Raw genomic sequence first — 17,954 nt, forward strand, 5'->3', positions numbered from 1 at the left:
ACCCAGTTACTTTGCGTTTTGAATAACGGTTGCCGGGTGCAAGGTTGTTTTCGCGGTAAACATCGGTCACCGCATGATAGAGTTCTGCGAGGGGCGCCTTCCAAATGTAGATGGCGCAATCAGCTGATCCAGCGGTGCAACACCTTCAGCGGAATGGCTCTGCTCATGTCTCGGTGAGGACGTCAAAGTGTTATCATACGCTAAACGCGAGCCGTGATATCGTCCCGCTGCCGTTTCGGCTCTTTGTTCGAAGAACCTGCCGGTTTCGAGTATGGCATGCATTGTGACGGCCAGCTTGTGCGCGACGGAAAACGCCGCGCGGTAATAGCCGTTCTTCTCACGGAGTTTGAGGTCCCAGTCACAATCGGCTTAACTGCGGATCGGGATAACGGTGGCAGCCTCATAGAAAAATCCTCGAAAATGACGATCGCCGCGCCGGGATACCGGGCTCCGGCTGCCCAAGCCTAAAGCGTGTGCAGCTGCGCGGCGGCGGAAACGGAAGAGGACAATGGACGGTACGGCAAAAGGGTCGTGAGACCGGGTCGGGAAAACCAGCTTGCGACAGAGAGCTTCGAGCACGTGGTTTTGAGTTCGCCCGAATCCGCCAACACCATACGGGCCAGCGGCATTTACTTAGGCCGCGAAATAGGCCGAACACATGTCAGTACCCGAACCGATGCTAAAGACCCATCAAATTACCTCTTGCGTTTTTGGCGTCTACATATGTCTCAAATTCCCTTGTTCGAAGCGGCGCCGGGCTGAAATACGGAGCCGTCGACCCAAGTCCGATGGCGGATGAAAGCGATGCGGGGAGCAAGTGCAACCATCGCGACTTTTCCACCGAGTCGTTGCGCGAGCTGAGTATCACGGTGTCCATAATTGCTGGAAACTCGCTTCAAAAAGTTGAGCAAAACAATCACTTGTGCCTTCAATTTCTGGACTGTGTCATCAATTGACGGATTGTGCCCCCAAATTAGGACGGTAAATCCTGTGGAAGAACTGTGTTGCGGCCATACGTGAATTGGGCAAATGGCCCATTTTTCATACGGCTAGTTAATGCGCGATCACTTCGTGGTCGGTTGTGGATATCCCAACATTAAGGGCACGAAACCCCGATATTCCACCTCGAGTATGTCTGCGTCCGGGAACTGTGGGCACAGTGACAGCTGAGTTGCCGAGTTTCGCACAACATCAACAGCGTGACTTCAAGACACCCAGAGCTTCATCGAATGTCTCAACATTCTCCTCTGCGCGTGCGGTCAGATGCGCGCCTTCCAATAATGCGAGAACGGCCCTTGCCTCGGCGGCAGGATCAGTGATCCCAGATATCGAATTATCCGCTTGGCCAAGCTTCAGAATCGCTTCGATCTTGCTGACCATCATGGCGCGGAATCTGCGGATCTTTTCTATGACTTCGTCGGACAAGCTCTCTCTGCTGCTGATCAGGGACACACAAAGGCACAGTGTCTTGCCATCATTCGAAGCGTCCCGGTACAGCGCGATCAGAGCTAGTAGTTGCTTAGCCCCGGTTTCATAATCCACCCGGATACGCTCGCACGCTGCTTCAAGTGTCGTGTGATAGCGATCCATGAGGGCTGCTGAAAGGGCGGCTTTCGTTGGGAAGTGATAGTGGATTGACGCTTTGCGAATACCCACAGCCTCGGCCAGATCGGCATAACTGAATCCATCAACTCCGCGCGCACGCGCCGCACGTTCGGCGGCATCCAGCAAGGCAGTTTTGGTATCAACCGTCATGCGCGTTCAAACCTTTTCTGTCTTGACCAAGGCTACCGCTTCGCCTGCGGCTTCAAGGGCACCCTCGATGTATCCTCCAAACTGCCGCGCGACCTCGGTTCCCCCAAAGATCAGTCGACCATCCCAGAGGCGAGTCATTGCCTGCGGCAGCCCATATTGCGTATGAGCGTATAGCGGCTGTTGATCCTCTTCGATAGAGGTGAACGGGTCAAAGGCCCAGTCTTTGACAAAAAGTGCTTTTGGCTCTGCAGCTTCAGGGCCGAACAGCCGTGAAAGCTGCTCCTTGATGGCCTGCCGCAGGCGGTGTTCGTCTTGGCGCGCTGTTGAATTGATGCCAATGAAGCCGAACAGCGCGTAAGGTCCGCCATCGGCAGGTGAAGCGTCGTGGATTTCCACCATCGGTCCTACACGGCTCCTGGCGTCACCGGACAGCCCGGCTGTGCGCCAGAATGGCCATTCGTAAATGGCCATGGCCTTGGCCTGACCTGCCATCCATGTCGCGATGCCGGTCATGGCAGCTTGCGTTTCTTTTGTCAAAGCTGGCGAGAACGCGATCCGGCTTGCGATGCGAGGCGGAAGGGCCAACACTACTGCTTGCGCAAGGATCTTTTGCCCCGATTGAGTGGTTGCGTTGATGCCGTGAGCCGACTTTTCCAATGCAGTGATGGGTGTAGATAGCAGAAGGCGATTGTCAGGCAGCTCGGCGGTCAGTGCATCCGTGAGGGCGCTCAGACCGCCTTTGAGACGATAGGATCCCTGCATCGAGGCACATCCACGACCGCGTTCTACATGGCTGTATTCATCTTCAAAACTAAACGCCCCTGTCGAGTATTGTTCAAACCAATCCAGCCCGAACCGTTTTATCAGAGCAGCGACGCGCGGTTGTCCGGGCCAGAACCAGGCCGGACCCATATCAAAATAGCCGCCCTCAAACATCTCGGTCAGGACACGCCCACCCGGACGGTTCCGTGCTTCTACCAGCAGATAGTCGTGGTCTTGCTCGTCCAATTGCGTTGCCAGGCTGAGCCCGGATAGCCCCGCACCAATAATCAGAGTCTGCGTCTGCACCGGTCAGAACCCTTCTGAGGCCGGGCGTAGATCCAGCTCATGCGTCCATGTGGATTGCGGTTGATGCGCCAGTTGCCAATACGCCTCGGCAATCTCGTCAGGCTTCATCATTTTTGACGCGTCTAGGCTGTGCATGTCACGCGACCGGGGGGTGTCGATGATACCGTCCAGAATGACATGGGCCACATGCACGCCTGCGGGCTGATATTCCCGTGCCAGAGATTGCGTTAGCCCACGCAAAGCAAACTTGGCCGATGCAAAGGCCGAAAAGCGCGGCCCACCGCGCAGAGACGCCGTTGCCCCCGACACGATCAATGTGCCACCGCCGCCGCGCACCATCGGTTGCAAAACGCATTGGCCTAGAATGACAAGCGATTGCACCATAGATGTCCATGTCCGCTGGTAGTCTTCCAACGTGGTTTCGGGAAAGGGTGCGATCACCAGTTCGGCCGTATTGTGAACGACAGTTTTCGGTGGGCCATAGGTAGCGATCAGATCAGATATGACCGGGCCGACGGCCTCAGGGTCGCTTAGATCAAGTTCATGAAAGCTGCCAACGGGATTTTCAGGCCGGGTGCGCCCGAGGCCAACGGCTGTCATACCGCCAGCCTGAAACCGCGAGACTAGAGACTGGCCAAGGCCAGCCCCCGCACCGGCGACAAGCGCCAGAGACTTAGAGGTATCCATGTGTCATACCGCCGGTGGTTGCGCAAATGGCAGATGCCCGGATTTCATCCAGACCTTTGCGCCCTCCGGCCCGGCGATGGCGGTTAAAGGCTCACCTTCGGGCAGGCGCAGCCAGTCATTCTTTTGCAAAACGTCCTCGCCCGACGTAAGCGATCCCCCGATCATCAGAAGCTCGATACCGCCCGGAGCGTTTGATGTCATCTGAGCCCCGGCGTCCAGATGGCTGTAGGTGACAACCTCGCGGTCATCTTTGTGCAGCGTGGCAGTGGCGACGCCGTTCACCGGTGCAGCTAGTTCATCGGCCATGGTTTTGCGGAACTGGTTGCGATCGTCCATGTCGAACTGCCAGAGTTTGACGAAGATCGTGCAGCCGGGTTCCGACCCGGGTGTATGCTGGGTGGTTGGCGGATTGCGCACATAAGTTCCTTCGGGAAAATCGCCGTGCTCATCCTGAAACACACCGTCCAGTACGATGAATTCTTCACCGCCCGTGTGGGTATGGGCCGAAAACTTACTGCCCGGTGCATAACGCACAATCGTGGTTGCGCGGGCGACTTCGCCACCAATTCGATCCAGCATGCGGCGGTCCACACCCTTCATGGGCGAGGCCTGCCACTCAAGCTGGTCAGAGTGAACAACGACGCGGGTGGAAAAGTCCGAGTTGAGTTCCATGGGGGATATCCTTTCGACTTAGATGGCAGAGTTCGATCAGGCGGCGATGGATGGGCGCGCGGCAACTTTAGCACGCCAGGCCTGAAGGTTGGTCAGGCTCTCAGGAATTTCAACTTTTGCGAAATCGGCGAAAGCCAACCCGGCAAAAGCGGTGATATCCGCCATCGAAAAACTGTCACCAGCCAAATACTCATTTTCAGCCAAAACTGAGTCAAGATAGGCCATTGTGTTACCGGCAACCTCTTTCTGCTTTTTGCCCCATTCCGCGCATTGATAGGTCTCCAGATCGGGACCCAGCCCGGGTGTGGCGTGGTGAAAATAGGTGCCCACTGCGTTCAACAAACCGTTCTCCGCACGCAGGTTCATCATCGAGATGCGGGCACGTTCTTTCGGAGTTTTCCCGGTCAAAGATGGGCCTTCGAATTCACCGTCAATGTATTCGGTGATCGCGTTGCACTGCGAGATGTGGAACCCATCAGCCAGTTCGAGGCAAGGAACAACGGCATCAGGGTTCTTGGCTTTGAATTCCGGCGTGCGATGCTCGCCGCCCATTACGTCAACAGGGATGAACTCAACTTTGTCCGTCACGCCTTTTTCGGCCAAAGCGATACGGATACGGGCAGGGTTTGGGAATCCTTCAGTATCATAAATCTTCATTTGTGCATCTCCGTCAGTAATCGTGTTTTTCAAAGACTACCTATCAGAAGGTAGTTTTTGTTGCAACTCCGTTTCTTGCCAAAAAGAAAGCTGCGGAATTCGCGTATTTCTGCCGAAATCCTTGATTTGCGCCGGCCAAGTTACACTTTTCAATTTTGTTCTTAGACACAATAGAATCGGTGTCTGCGCCATAGGCAGGGGCACCAAACCTGGTTGGGCGACGCACTCTCCGCTCGGCTGCAATCTCCTTGAAAAAATTTTCAACCCGAGCTGGCACGATAGTTCGATTGAGATAGCAGGGCCCCTTGGTACGGGTTCGTAATAAAGCATCAATTCAGTCCTCCTGCGAACGTGCAAAGTCGCATTTCCGCCCAACCATCTCAATCGGGATCGGGCAACCAATCCCCTTCAGCGTTTTGTTGATGCCTTTGATGCCAGCTGTGATCGCCCCGCTTTTGCTGGATGCAAACCGCGCTCAGCTTGGTCTCTGGCTACCCTGGGTATCCCACATGACCTGTCTGGCGGACACCTATAGCTTCATACAGAACTCCAAACGGGATAAAGCCGATGCGCGGGCCTGCAACTTTGGGCTTTTCGCCGAAAACTGTTTGTTGGGTGTGCTTGGCCTGAAGGAGATTGATGCTGAAAAAGGATCGGCTGAGATCGGTCACTGGCCGGCAGGAGATTTACAGGGCAAAGGACTTATAATCGCCAGCGTTTCGCAGTTGATTGCGCTGGTATTTGCAACTGATGGAATCCAGCAGTTGACGCTTGGTATTGCCATTGAGAACCAAAAGAGTCGCGCTTCAGCTGAACGGCTGGGGTTTGTGTTTAAACGCACCAAACGCAGCGCCGGATTTCTTAGCGGTAAGCACGTGGATCATGCCACCTACTGCCTTTCGAAGGCATAGGTTCGTTGCGGGCTCCAACCGTGGTAACCGCGGAGAACACTGTTGAGATGAGAGTGGTTGGAGAAAACCACTCTCACCACGTCAGATGCCGATGGCTCTGTAGGCCTCGGCTATCCGATTGATTGCAAGGCTGTAGGCGGCAGTGCGCAGATCTGTCGAAGGATCGTTCGGGCTGTTCCAACCGCGCGAAAGTTCTGCATAGGTTGACCGCATCATGTCATCCAGACCAGACCGAACCAGGTCGATTTCGCGACGACCATGAAAGAACTCGGCTTCGGCCTCCCTGGGAAAAGCCTGCCCCGTCATCATCTCCAGCGAGCGGGCCAGAGTGCGGTGGCCCTTCTCGTCATAGCGGCGTTCCATCAGGCCAAAAGGGATGTGGGTCAGGTTCTTGACCCATTCAAAATAGCTGACTGCAACTCCGCCTGCATTGGCGAAGAGATCGGGGATGATAACCACGCCGCGCTCGCGCAGCGATTTGTCTGCTTCATAGGTTACGGGGCCATTTGCGGCTTCGACGATCAAGCGTGCTTGAATTGCTCCGGCATTGCGGCTGTGGATTACACGTTCAAGCGCGGCGGGGATGAGAATGTCGCAGTCATCTTCCAGGGCTTTGGTTCCGTCGTGATCAAAGTGGCCACCTTCAAATCCCTGAACGCCACCCGTTTCGATGACATGTGATTTCAGGCGCTCGATGTCGAGACCTCTCGGGTTGCGAATAACACCGTCACGTTCGATAACCGACGTGACCCGACACTTGTCTTCCTCGGATAGGAACTTGGCGGCATGATAACCAACATTGCCAAGCCCCTGTACGACAACGGACCGACCAGCCAGATCATTGCCGCCAAATCCTGCTTTTTGAGCGTCTATAGCCGTCTCAAAGAAAACCTGCACTGCATACTGGACTCCACGGCCGGTGGCTTCGGTTCGACCCTCGATGCCATTGCCCCCAAGTGGTTTGCCGGTCACGCAACCCATCCCGTTGATGTCATCCGGCTTGAGGCGACGATACTCGTCCGCAATCCACATCATGGTTTGATCATTGGTGCCCATGTCAGGAGCCGGCACATTCATACCTGAATTCAGGAAACCGTGCCGGATCAGTTCTTGCGCAAACCGGCGGGTGATTTTTTCCAACTCGTGCTCTTCCCAATCGCGTGGGTCGATCATCAACGCGCCTTTCGACCCACCAAACGGCAGGCCGAGCAAGGCACATTTATACGTCATCAGCGCAGCCAGGGCTTCGACCTCTTCCTGGTCGGCCTGGAGAGAGTAGCGAATACCACCCTTCGCTGGGTTGTTGTGCGTGGAATGCACAGCACGCCAGCCGGTGAAGGTGTGCATTTTGCCTCTCAGCCGGACCCCGAAACGGGTGACGTAGGTGGCATTGCAGACCCGGATTTTCTCGGCCAGACCATCGGGAAGGTCCAGCGAACCAGCGGCCGAATCAAACATCGCGCCAACGTCAGATAGGAAACTGCTCATTTAGTGGCGCCTTTTTGTCCATAGCCACCACCGCCCGGGGTTTTCATGACAAAGATGTCACCCGGAGCCATCAGCGCTTCGTCATTCCCGCGAAGAGGGACAATGGTTCCATCCTTGCGTTCGACATGGTTCTCCCCAGATTTGCCAGGCTCCCCGCCCGCGGTTCCATGTGGTGGAACTTGCCGGTGTGAGGACAAGACGGTTGCCGTCATCTCTTCAAAGAAACGAAGCTTGCGGGTAATCCCGTTGCCGCCCCGCCAGTATCCATTGCCGCCAGATTCCTGCCTTATCGAGAACTCTTCGATACGTACGGGAAAACGGCTTTCCAGAACCTCTGGGTCCGTCATTCGGGTATTGGTCATATGGCTGTGAACCGCGCTAGCCCCGGCGAAGCCGTCTCCGGCGCCAGTACCCCCACAAATGGTTTCGTAGTTTTGCAGGCGCGCGTTGCCATAGACGAAGTTGTTCATGGTCCCTTGCGATCCGGCAATCACCCCAAGTGCACCAAAAAGCGTATCCGCGATAGCTTGGCTGACCTCAGTGTTGCCCGAGATCACAGCCGCCGGATAGTTCGGGTTGATCATCGACCCTATTGGGGCGCGAATGTCCATCGGCTTCAGGCAGCCCTCGTTCATTGGGATGTCTGCACCAACAAGCGTCCGGAAAACATAGAGGACAACCGCGCGGCAGATTGAAAACGGAGCATTGTAGTTGAACTGATCCTGCGATGAGGTGCCTTCAAAGTCGACTAAGGCACTGCGCGTATCTTTGTCGACTTTGATACTGACAGCAATTTGCGCACCGCTGTCCAACGGATAGGTGAATTCGCAGTCTTTCAGGACATCCAGAACCCGGCGCACGCTTTCTTCGGCATTGTCCTGCACGTGGCCCATATAGGCTTGCACAACTTCCAGTCCAAACTGACGGGTGATCTTGCCAAGCTCCATCGCGCCGGTGGCATTGGCCGCGATCTGTGCCGCCAGGTCGGCCATGTTCTCATTGATATTGCGGCACGGATAACGTCCCGATGCTAGAAGCGCGCGCGTCGCATCCTCACGCAGCGTACCGCGTTCGACCAGCAGGAAGTTATCGATCAGCACACCTTCTTCATCAATGTGGCGACTGTCAGGCGGTGCCGATCCGGGTGTCTTGCCACCGATATCCGCATGGTGTCCGCGAGACGCCGTCAGGAAGATAATCTTCTCACCGCGATCATCGAAAACCGGAGTGATCACGGTAACATCGGGCAAATGTGTCCCCCCATTATAGGGGTTGTTCATCATAAACACGTCGCCAGGTCGGATTTTGCCTTCGTTCTCACGCAAGATCGTCCGTACACTTTCAGACATAGAGCCCAGGTGAACCGGAACGTGCGGCGCATTGGCGACTAAGTCGCCATTGGCGTCGAAAATTGCGCAAGAAAAGTCAAAACGCTCCTTGATATTCACAGAGTAGGCAGTGTTGGCAAGCGTCGCGCCCATCTGATCGGCAATCGACATGAACAGGTTATTGAACACTTCCAGCATCACTGGATCGACGCTCGTGCCGATGGCTTCTTCTCGGCTGATGGCTTCGACACGGCGCAAGATCACCCCCCCACCTGCAAGACCTTCGGCATTCCAACCCGGCTCCAGAACATTGGTGCCGGTTGGCTCAACGATAATTGCTGGACCGGATACCCTATCACCAGGCTGGATTGTCTCTCGCATGACCAGTGGCACATCCTGCCACGCGCCCTTGGTAAACATGCGGGCGGTATGGTTCCCGAATTCAGTCGTGCCGTTCTGCGACGGGGCCACACTTTCACCGGTTGCACCAACAGCTTCGGCCGTCAAAAGATCAATGACCAGATCATCATATACAGGCACGAACCCAAAGCGTTGTTGGTGGGCGTCATTGAACGCAGCTTGCATCGTTTCTTGATCGCCAAACGAAACCAGCAACGTCTGATGTGAGCCAGGGGTGCGAATTTGTGCGGTATACATCAGCTTAATTTTCGAAGGGTCAATGCCCTGCTGCAGCACTTCGTCTCGTGCGGCTGCACCAAGGCCGGCGAGTACTTTCCCGGCCTTCACATGGTCGGCAATCGAGCTGGCGAACTGATGCTCGCGGATTGCCCGGATATCGGCCAACCCCATCCCAAAGGCGGACAGAACGCCCGCGAAGGGGTGAATGTAAATGCTTTCCATACCAAGCACATCGGCAACTTGACACGCGTGTTGCCCACCGGCCCCACCAAAGCAGTTCATGGTGTATTTGGTGACGTCATACCCACGCTGCACAGAGATCTTTTTGATCGCGTTGGCCATATTCTCAACTGCGATGCGCAGATAGCCTTCGGCCAGCTCTTCTGGTGTTTTGGGCGCTTCGCCGATCTCGACCGAAATCTGGGCTGCAAGCTCTTCGAACTTGGTACGGGCCGCTGCCACATCCAACGGTTCGTTTCCCTCCGGGCCGAACACGCTTGGGAATTGACTCGGCTGAATTTTTCCAAGCAGAACGTTGCAATCGGTAACTGTCAAAGGTCCGCCACGACGGTAGCTGGAAGGTCCGGGGTTGGCACCGGCACTTTCCGGCCCGACCTGCATCCGGCCTTGTCGGAAACTGAGGATCGATCCTCCGCCAGCAGCAACCGTATGAATGCTCATCATAGGGGCACGCATTCGCACGCCAGCAACTTCTGTCTCAAACGACCGCTCGTATTCACCTGCATAGTGACAAACGTCCGTCGAGGTGCCGCCCATGTCAAAGCCTATCAGTTTGTCAAAGCCTGCCTCTTCCGCGGTGCGCACCATACCGACGACACCTCCGGCGGGTCCCGATAGAATGGCGTCCTTGCCCTGGAACAGACCCGCATCAGTCAGGCCGCCATTCGACTGCATGAACATCAACGAGTTGCAGCCACCTCGACCGGCTCCTAAGGTGTCGCTGACCTGTTCGACATACCGGCGCAGGACGGGGGACAGATATGCATCCACAACTGTAGTGTCGCCGCGGGAAACCAGCTTGATCAGCGGACTGACTTCATGGCTGAGTGAGACCTGGCTGAAACCTTGTTGTTTCGCCATATCACCGATTTTCTTTTCATGTTCGGGAAAGCGATACCCATGCATCAAGGCGACGGCCACAGAGCGGAAGCCTTTGCCATATGCGGCGCTAAGCGCCGTTCGCACCTGTGACAAATTCAACGGCGTCGCGATGGTGCCATCCGCATCCAGCCGTTCTTCGACTTCGATCACCTCATCATAGAGAAGCTCAGGGAGCACGATTTCCAGATCGAAAAGCTTGGGTCGGTTCTGGTAGCCGATCCGAAGCAGATCACGCATTCCTTTGGTGATCAGTAAAACTGTTCGATCACCCTTACGCTCAAGCAGCGCATTGGTGGCAACCGTGGTCCCCATTTTTACGGCCTCAATGATGCCACCGGGAATCTCGTCGTCAGATTCCAGTTCCAGAAGCTCGCGAATCCCTTGAACAGCTGCATCTTTGTAGCGTTCTGGATTCTCTGACAACAACTTATGCGATTGCAGTGAACCGTCAGGTTTACGCGCAACAATATCGGTAAATGTGCCGCCACGGTCCACCCAGAACTGCCATAACGCTCTGTTATCGTTTGAATTCATCGAAGTCTCTCCCTGGGTTTGCGGTAGCGAGTTCCTGACAGATGCACATGTCAGGATTGGCACGTCAGGAATTACGATAGTAAAACATTGACAAAGTGTCAACGTAACATCAGTATATTGCGATAAACTCAAAAACAGGGAGAAACCAAATGAGTTTTGTAAAGTTCTTGAGTGGTGCCGCGATTGCGCTTTCCGTTTCGTCGACAAGCCTTCTTGCCGAAACCTGGGACATGGCAACGCCGTATCCTGATGCCACGTTCCATACCCAAAACATCAATCAGTTTGCCGCTGACGTGGCAAAAGCGACGGATGGTGCGCTAGACATCAAAGTGCATTCGGCGGGTTCGCTGTTTAAGCACCCGGAAATCTCCAAGGCCGTTCGCAGCGGACAGGTTCCAGCCGGCGAGTTCTTCCTTTCGCTTTTGAACAACGACAACCCCGCTTTCGGCGTTGACTCGCTGCCGTTTCTTGCGACGAACTACGATGACGCTAAACGTCTCTGGGCGGCCCAACGGCCGGTTGTGGAGAGCCTTTTGGACGAGCAGGGGATTATGGTTCTCTACGCTGTGCCATGGCCGCCGCAAGGTCTTTACACAACCAAGCCAATCCCAACAGTCGAAGGTCTGGCGGGGCTAAAGTTCCGCACATATAACTCGACCTTGGAAACCTTTGCATCCATGGCGGGCGCCGCTCCGACCCAAATCGAGGTTCCTGACATCGCGCAGGCTTTTTCCACGGGCCGAGTTGAAGCGATGATCACGTCGCCATCCACAGGTGTAAACTCACAGGCTTGGGATTTTCTGTCCAATTACACCGATATTCAGGCCTGGATTCCCAAGAACATCGTTGTCGTCAACAAACGCGCCTTCCGTCGCCTGGACGAAGCAACCCAACAGAGTGTTTTGGAAGCTGCTGCCGCTGCCGAAGCCCGCGGCTGGGAGATGAGCCGTGCAGAAACCGACGCACAAACTGCGGCCCTTTCTGAGAACGGGATCGACGTGCAGCAGCCGACCGACGAACTGATGAGCGGTTTGCAAGCCATTGGCACCGAAATGCTTGAGGAATGGACCGCATCGTCCGGCGAGGCGGGTGCAGCAATCCTTGACGCCTACAATCAGTAAGACCGCAAAATACACTGGTGGGGGGCGTGATCGCACCCCCGCAAGTTAGGGGAGGAACTAACTATGCGACGCGTACTGGACGCCCTTTACCTTTATAGCGGTGTAGCAGCTGCGATTTTCATCAGCGCCATCGTGGCCATTGTATTCGCGCAAGTCTGTCTGAACTTGACCGATAAAATCTACTCGGCCCTGACAGGCGGCGCACTTGGACTGACAATCCCATCTTATTCCGATTTCACAGGGTTCTTCCTGGCAGCAGCATCGTTTCTGGCGCTTGCCTACACGCTTCGATCTGGGGGCCATATCCGCGTGACGCTTGTAACCGGGCTGATGCCGGCGCGACTGCAACGCGGCTTCGAAGCCATGGCTCTTTTGATTGGTCTGGCAATGACGGGATATGCCACGTTCTACATGCTGGGTCTTGTTGAAGAATCCATTGAGTTCAGGGACATGACATCGGGCATGCTGTCGATCCCGGTGTGGATTCCGCAGGTGCCTGTACTGGTCGGTCTGGCGGTTTTGACAATCGCACTAGCCGACGAACTCTTTCTTGTCGTGCGTGGCAAGGCTCCGACCTATGAGGGTCAGGGCGAAAACCTCCTGAGCGAATAGGAGCGCAACATGACTGTCGGAATTCTCTCTGTCATCCTAATTGTCCTCTTGTTTGCTATGCTTGGGGCCGGAGTTTGGGTCGCCTTCGCCTTGATGGGCGTGGGCATCGCTGCCATGGCGCTATTTTCAAATGCACCGCTTGGCCTGGTGATGGCGACAACAATTTGGGGCCACAGTAACTCGTGGGCTCTGGCGGCCCTGCCTCTTTTCATCTGGATGGGGGAAATTCTGTTCCGCTCCAAGCTGTCCGATGACATGTTCACTGCGCTCTCACCTTGGATGAATCAACTGCCCGGCCGGCTTCTTCATGTGAATATCTTCGGTTGCGGTATTTTCGCAGCTGTCTCGGGTTCCTCGGCGGCAACGGCCGCCACCATCGGCAAATTATCAATCCCGGAACTGTCGCAGCGCGGATATCCAGAGAACCTGATGATCGGCACCCTGGCAGGCGCGGCCACTTTGGGATTGTTGATCCCACCGTCGATCATCTTGATCGTTTATGGCGTTGCCACCGAGCAATCCATCGCGCGGCTGTTCGTGGCCGGAGTTTTGCCAGGACTTTTGCTCGTGGCCCTGTTCGTCGGCTACGTGGCGATTTGGGCCCTTCTGAACCGTGACAATCTGCCGGATGAGGTTTTCGAGTTTTCGTTTCGTGAAAAAATGTACCGGTCTCGACGCTTGGTCCCCGTCATTTTGCTGATAGGTGGCGTGATTGGTTCGATCTATGCGGGTATCGCGTCTCCAACAGACGCCGCCGCCGTTGGGGTTGTGCTGGCATTGGTTCTGTCCTGGCACTCTGGTTCTCTCGATAAAAATACCTTTGTAGAAGGTCTGATGAGCGCGACAAAAACGTCCTGTATGATCGCGTTCATTCTGACTGGTGCGTCGTTCCTGACAGTTGCTATGGGCTTCACCGGTATTCCCCGCGTACTTGCAGAGTGGATCGGCGGCATGAACTTGTCGACATATGCTCTCCTTGCCGCATTGACCGTTTTTTTCATCATAATGGGGATGTTCTTGGATGGGATCTCTGTTGTCGTTCTAACAACATCTGTTGTGATGCCAATGGTGCAGCAGGTTGGCGTCGATCCTCTTTGGTTCGGTATCTTTCTGGTGATCGTGGTCGAAATGTCCCAGATCACGCCCCCCGTGGGGTTCAATCTGTTTGTTCTGCAATCTCTAACAGGCCGAAATATCCTTGTTATCGCCAAGGCGGCGCTGCCGTTTTTCATTCTGATGATTATTGCGCTGGCGATCATTGTGGCTGTGCCCGGCATCGTCACTTTTCTGCCAAACAACATGTAGGGCCTTGTTATGGCTTACTCTTTCAAGCGTTTTCCGGTTCTGCAGGATGATTCAGTATATCCTTCGCAACACAACTGTTCTGCTGTTCTTGTCACACTAGGCAAATGCGCCGCTTCGCTCGCAAAATGCAAATGTTTCGACAGCGTTTCTTGTGCGTTTGCCTGCTGCGCAGTAACATGTGGGAGAACAAAGTAAAGTGAGGCTGGCAGTGACACAAAAAAACAATCCAGACGGAACTGGCGGCAGCGAAACTGCCATTGTGTCATCGTCCCATCTTGCGGACTCCCCGGTTGGCTGGCAGCTCAGCGAGCTGGAATATGCTATGACGATGACATACAACGCCTTTTCTCGCTGGATGATGCATTGCATGAAATCTGTTGGGCACAAGGATTTCAATCCGCTCGATATCCTTATCTTGCACAATATCAACCACCGCGGGAAAGAGAAGCGGCTCGCGGACATATCGTTTATGCTCAATATCGAGGACACGCATACGGTCAATTACGCGGTCAAGAAGCTAATCAAAACCCAGTTGGTCGAAGGCGAGAAAATAGGAAAAGAAGTCTTTTATAAAACCACAGAACGTGGACAAGAGGTCTGCCTGGAATATGGCAAGGTACGCCAGGCATGCCTTCTCGACACCGCTGTGGCGGCTGACCGGGATTTTGATGAGATCAGTCATGTTGCAAAAGTGCTTAGAAATTTGTCGGGCCTGTATGACCAAGCTTCGCGCGCAGCGGCATCTTTGTAAGAGGCCGAACCGAGAACTTTCCAAGGTAACTCGACATTGCTGGCTTTTCAGCCTCTGCACCATTGGCCGACGAGGTTATTTCACAGAGTACCGAAAGGCTATGGCCTAGGCGCGGTTAAACCTTTTCGCCCTGGAACAAGCCGCTGCGCCGTTTTGTCAGAATACCGACCAACCTGTTTTTTCCGTGAGCATTGCTGCTGCACGTGTGCCAGCCTTAGAATTGCCATATGTGTTCAGACCCGGCGACCAGATTGCGATCGAGGCGACCTTTGGGGCGATAATCAATATCCCGCCTCCAACACCACTTTTTCCAGGCAAACCAACTTGAAAGGCGAAATCCCCCGACCCGTCATAGTGACCACAGGTCATCATAAGCGCATTCACGCGACGCGCGTTTAGGGTCGAGACAATATTGGGCGCATCGTCAAAGCCAGCCAGGCAGCGCCCGGCGCGAGCCAGTTGAATCGCGGTCATCTCGATTGCACATTGATGAAAATACGTTCCAAGCGTCAGTTCCGGTGGATTGTCCAGGTTGCCATATGAGGCCAGATAGTGCGCCAGTGCCTTGTTCCTGGACCCGGTTTCCTGTTCCGACTTTGCAATCGCCGCATTGATGTGAATGTCGTCGTCTTCGGCCGCGGCTCGGACAAGATTCAGGATTTCTGCCAAGGCAAACTTTGGTTCGCGGCCCGAAAGAAGGGCATCGGTTGTAACGATAGCCCCAGCGTTAACAAATGGGTTTCTCGGACGGCCGCGCTCGCTTTCCAGCAAAATGACCGAATCGAACGATGTTCCTGATGGCTCTCTCCCCACGCGGCTCCAGAGTTGACCGCCAATGCGCCCCAACGTGGCAATCAGGGCGAAGACTTTTGAAACACTTTGAATCGAAAACGGCTGTTGGGCGCGACCGGCCCAATTCGTCTCACCGTCAGGTGTGCAAACACATATTGCAAATTGCTCTGGGTCGACTTCGGCCAATTCGCGTATGTACCCCGCCGGCGAACCCCAGTCGGACTCCCGGTAGATTTGTTCTGTGATGCTTTCCAACAAAATACCAAGTTCAGACATCGCCGATAGCTTTTGGGAAGTTTGTGAATATGCTGCGGCTTCGATACGGCAGTCAGCCCGATTCTGACAATACTCGGTTCTGAAGATGTAGACGCCACGTTCTCGGAACTGGCAGCCTAAGCCGCTGGAACCGCGTTGCCAATTCAATCAGCGAAAGCTACGCAACAGAGCCGTCATATCGGCGTGCTTTATTTCAACGTGGTTCTGTCACAAATTTCTCTGATGCTTGAAGACACTTGGTAAAGGGTTCTGTCGCAGACATCGATCCTACCTGTCAGGTCGAGGGCATGTCTGGTAGCGCGCACTCGAACAAGACAGGAGCAGGCTGTGACGATCTCATTATAGGGCACGCATTTTCCGGAAAGCGTGATCTTGCACGCGGTTTCCTTCTACCTGCGCTACGGTGTTTCATATCGGGATCTGGAAGAAATCATGGCCGAACGTGGCGATGATCTGGATCATGCAAAGCTAAACCGTTGGGTCAGCCGATATGCAGGCCTCATTGCTGAAGCGGCTCGGTACAGAAAGCATCCCGTTGACTGTTCGTGGCGCATGGATGAGACATATGTGAAAGTGAAAGGCGAATGGGTTTATCTTTATCGAGTGATCGACAAACACGGCAAGACCCTGGATTTCATGTTGCCCAAGCGCCGGAATAAAGCCGCTGCGACGAGGTTCTTTATCCGCGGGCTTGAAGTGCACGGTCTACCGCGCATTATCGTCATCGACAAAAGCGGGGCCAATACAGCTGGCATCAAAGCGATCAACAAGATGCTCAAAAGCATTGGCTGCCTGATCCCGATCGAAATGGTCAGGCGAAAAGACCTCAATAACATCATTGAACAGGATTACCGTTTCATCAAACGACGGATTAGACCCATGCCGGGATTCAAATCTTTCGCTTCAGCCACATCTGTCCTGGCAGGGTAAACTGCTCAGCAATTCCACCGATGCTCTGTCATCTAGAAGTTAGCTACGGAACCGTATCGGACCAAATGGTTCAGGTTCAGGATCGCCTCGTCGCTGACCTTCGCCTGCGAAGCGCTTAGATACGTGGGCAATCCGTCCGCTTGATTGCTCCCATGCTCACCCTTGCCATTGGGTTTGGCGTTGGAGGAATCATCATTTCTGCCATCAAGACATAGGACGATGTTATATTCTTTCGATAACTCCTTTTCGCCAGCACCCGCGCAGTATGCAGCAGGCTATTCTTGGTTCGAACTGTTAGTTGCTCTTTCGGCCCTTGCGATGGCCGTCGTTATTTCTGCTACAGGGTTTCGCCGACCTTCAGATGAAACGAAATTAGGCCAGTGGGTTTCAGAACTTGCTTCACGGGTCAGCGAAGCACGTCTTCGTGCAATCAGATCGGGCCAGATGATCGGCATCGCAATAACCGACTGTGACAATGAAACGTTGAATTTGAGCTTCATGCCTGATGTGACGGCGGAGGGTGACGAGATTTGCTTGGAGGTCGGTGCACGCCAGGAAACTCTAACTCTGTCACCTTTTTCGAACAGTTTTCGAGAGCTTCATCCGATGAATAGACGGGCAGGGTATCCATTGTTTGATGTACTGATCGCATCTGAGGTTATTACGATGGTGCACGCTGTGGTTTTGCCACGTCAGGCGGAGTTTCTAGAACGCTCTACCTCCAGATTCCAAAAGACCGTTGCAGCGGAATTTGCGTATTCCGGGTTGAGTGAACTGGGTATCACGCGGCCTCTGACCATAGGTGAAAGAACTAAAAGAATTGGAAGCTGGACACTGTGTCAACGCTTCGATCCCTATACTGGAACAGGTTCAAGTTTTGATCTGATGCAATTGGCGATTGAGGTTGAAGATATGGTGGGCAAAGTACTTTTCAGGCTACTGAATTAGGGTGCCGGAATGAACGCGCGATCCGGCCTCAGCCTTTTGAGCTACTGATTGCACTGGCGTTGCTCGCCTTGATTTCTGTTGGGCTATCCGGGGCGCTCAGCTTTGCCGTATCGGTCTACGACCGAGCAAGATTTGGTCCTGAACAGAGCGCAAAAGTAGCGTTGAAAGCACGTTTATAGTCCTGGTTGTCCAATGCCAATCCACCATCCGGAACTACCCCGTGTCCAGTTGAGTTTGTTGGTCAGGCAGCGCGCTTGGAATTCACGACACGTATTCGAAGGGATTTGCTTCCAATGCTGCCGCTTCGAAGATTTTTGTCAAAGATGACGCTGGCGATCTTGTGATGACTATTGCGAAG

General features: G+C 54.4%; 14 protein-coding genes and 2 pseudogenes. 7 read left to right on the top strand and 9 right to left on the bottom strand.

The window, feature by feature from the left end:
• Positions 1-1,191: 1,191 nt before the first annotated feature.
• From ACR0IK_RS15910 to ACR0IK_RS15935, 6 genes and pseudogenes are all read right to left on the bottom strand, one after another.
• A complete protein-coding gene (locus ACR0IK_RS15910) occupies positions 1,192-1,755 on the bottom strand; it encodes a TetR/AcrR family transcriptional regulator (RefSeq protein WP_480642199.1) in 564 nt (187 codons plus the stop codon).
• Between the two features lie 6 nt (positions 1,756-1,761).
• Positions 1,762-2,823, bottom strand: coding sequence for a flavin monoamine oxidase family protein (locus ACR0IK_RS15915; protein WP_480642200.1), 1,062 nt, complete (start codon positions 2,821-2,823; stop codon positions 1,762-1,764).
• 3 nt (positions 2,824-2,826) lie between these two features.
• The gene (locus ACR0IK_RS15920) at positions 2,827-3,510 is read right to left on the bottom strand and encodes an SDR family NAD(P)-dependent oxidoreductase (RefSeq protein ID WP_480594607.1); all 684 of its coding nucleotides are present in this window, start codon (positions 3,508-3,510) and stop codon (positions 2,827-2,829) included.
• Between the two features lie 3 nt (positions 3,511-3,513).
• Complete coding sequence (locus ACR0IK_RS15925) at positions 3,514-4,182, bottom strand: cupin domain-containing protein (protein WP_480594608.1); 669 nt, start codon at positions 4,180-4,182, stop codon at positions 3,514-3,516.
• 36 nt (positions 4,183-4,218) lie between these two features.
• Entirely contained in the window at positions 4,219-4,839 is a 621-nt protein-coding gene (locus ACR0IK_RS15930; protein ID WP_480594609.1) for a glutathione S-transferase family protein, read from the bottom strand.
• A 364-nt stretch (positions 4,840-5,203) separates the two neighbouring features.
• Positions 5,204-5,296, bottom strand: a pseudogene (locus tag ACR0IK_RS15935) (IS6 family transposase); the annotation flags it as partial.
• Between ACR0IK_RS15935 and ACR0IK_RS15940 the strand changes: the two are divergent.
• Complete coding sequence (locus tag ACR0IK_RS15940; protein ID WP_480642312.1) at positions 5,271-5,750, top strand: GNAT family N-acetyltransferase; 480 nt, start codon at positions 5,271-5,273, stop codon at positions 5,748-5,750. The pseudogene ACR0IK_RS15935 and the gene ACR0IK_RS15940 overlap by 26 nt on opposite strands.
• An 81-nt stretch (positions 5,751-5,831) precedes the next feature.
• Here the strand turns inward: ACR0IK_RS15940 and ACR0IK_RS15945 are convergent, their stop codons facing one another.
• Positions 5,832-7,238, bottom strand: coding sequence for a Glu/Leu/Phe/Val family dehydrogenase (locus ACR0IK_RS15945; protein ID WP_480642202.1), 1,407 nt, complete (start codon positions 7,236-7,238; stop codon positions 5,832-5,834).
• Positions 7,235-10,861 carry a hydantoinase B/oxoprolinase family protein gene (locus ACR0IK_RS15950; RefSeq protein ID WP_480642203.1) on the bottom strand — a complete coding sequence of 1,209 codons (3,627 nt, stop codon included), beginning with the start codon at positions 10,859-10,861 and terminating at the stop codon, positions 7,235-7,237. Before ACR0IK_RS15950 ends, ACR0IK_RS15945 begins: the two co-directional genes overlap by 4 nt.
• Before the next feature lie 149 nt (positions 10,862-11,010).
• Here ACR0IK_RS15950 and ACR0IK_RS15955 point away from each other — a divergent pair, with 149 nt between their 5' ends.
• The 4 genes from ACR0IK_RS15955 (at position 11,011) to ACR0IK_RS15970 (ending at position 14,650) form a co-directional block, all read left to right on the top strand.
• Positions 11,011-11,982 carry a TRAP transporter substrate-binding protein gene (locus ACR0IK_RS15955; RefSeq protein WP_480642204.1) on the top strand — a complete coding sequence of 324 codons (972 nt, stop codon included), beginning with the start codon at positions 11,011-11,013 and terminating at the stop codon, positions 11,980-11,982.
• Between the two features lie 63 nt (positions 11,983-12,045).
• Positions 12,046-12,594: a TRAP transporter small permease gene (locus tag ACR0IK_RS15960; RefSeq protein WP_480594616.1), complete on the top strand. Its 549-nt coding sequence runs from the start codon at positions 12,046-12,048 to the stop codon at positions 12,592-12,594.
• A 9-nt stretch (positions 12,595-12,603) separates the two neighbouring features.
• Positions 12,604-13,899, top strand: coding sequence for a TRAP transporter large permease (locus ACR0IK_RS15965; protein ID WP_480642206.1), 1,296 nt, complete (start codon positions 12,604-12,606; stop codon positions 13,897-13,899).
• Positions 13,900-14,107: 208 nt separating this feature from the next.
• A complete protein-coding gene (locus ACR0IK_RS15970) occupies positions 14,108-14,650 on the top strand; it encodes a winged helix DNA-binding protein (protein ID WP_480594621.1) in 543 nt (180 codons plus the stop codon).
• 156 nt (positions 14,651-14,806) lie between these two features.
• Here the strand turns inward: ACR0IK_RS15970 and ACR0IK_RS15975 are convergent, their stop codons facing one another.
• A complete protein-coding gene (locus ACR0IK_RS15975; RefSeq protein WP_480642313.1) occupies positions 14,807-15,718 on the bottom strand; it encodes a glutaminase in 912 nt (303 codons plus the stop codon).
• Positions 15,719-16,063: 345 nt separating this feature from the next.
• On the opposite strand from ACR0IK_RS15975, the pseudogene ACR0IK_RS15980 reads away from it, so the two are divergent.
• Both ACR0IK_RS15980 and ACR0IK_RS15985 read left to right on the top strand, forming a co-directional pair.
• Positions 16,064-16,645 (top strand): annotated as a pseudogene (locus ACR0IK_RS15980) (IS6 family transposase); the annotation flags it as partial.
• 222 nt (positions 16,646-16,867) lie between these two features.
• Positions 16,868-17,596, top strand: a complete 729-nt coding sequence (locus ACR0IK_RS15985) for a pilus assembly FimT family protein (RefSeq protein ID WP_480642207.1) — start codon at positions 16,868-16,870, stop codon at positions 17,594-17,596.
• Positions 17,597-17,954: the final 358 nt, after the last annotated feature.

It is taken from the genome of Ruegeria sp. BF7 (genome assembly GCF_056538605.1).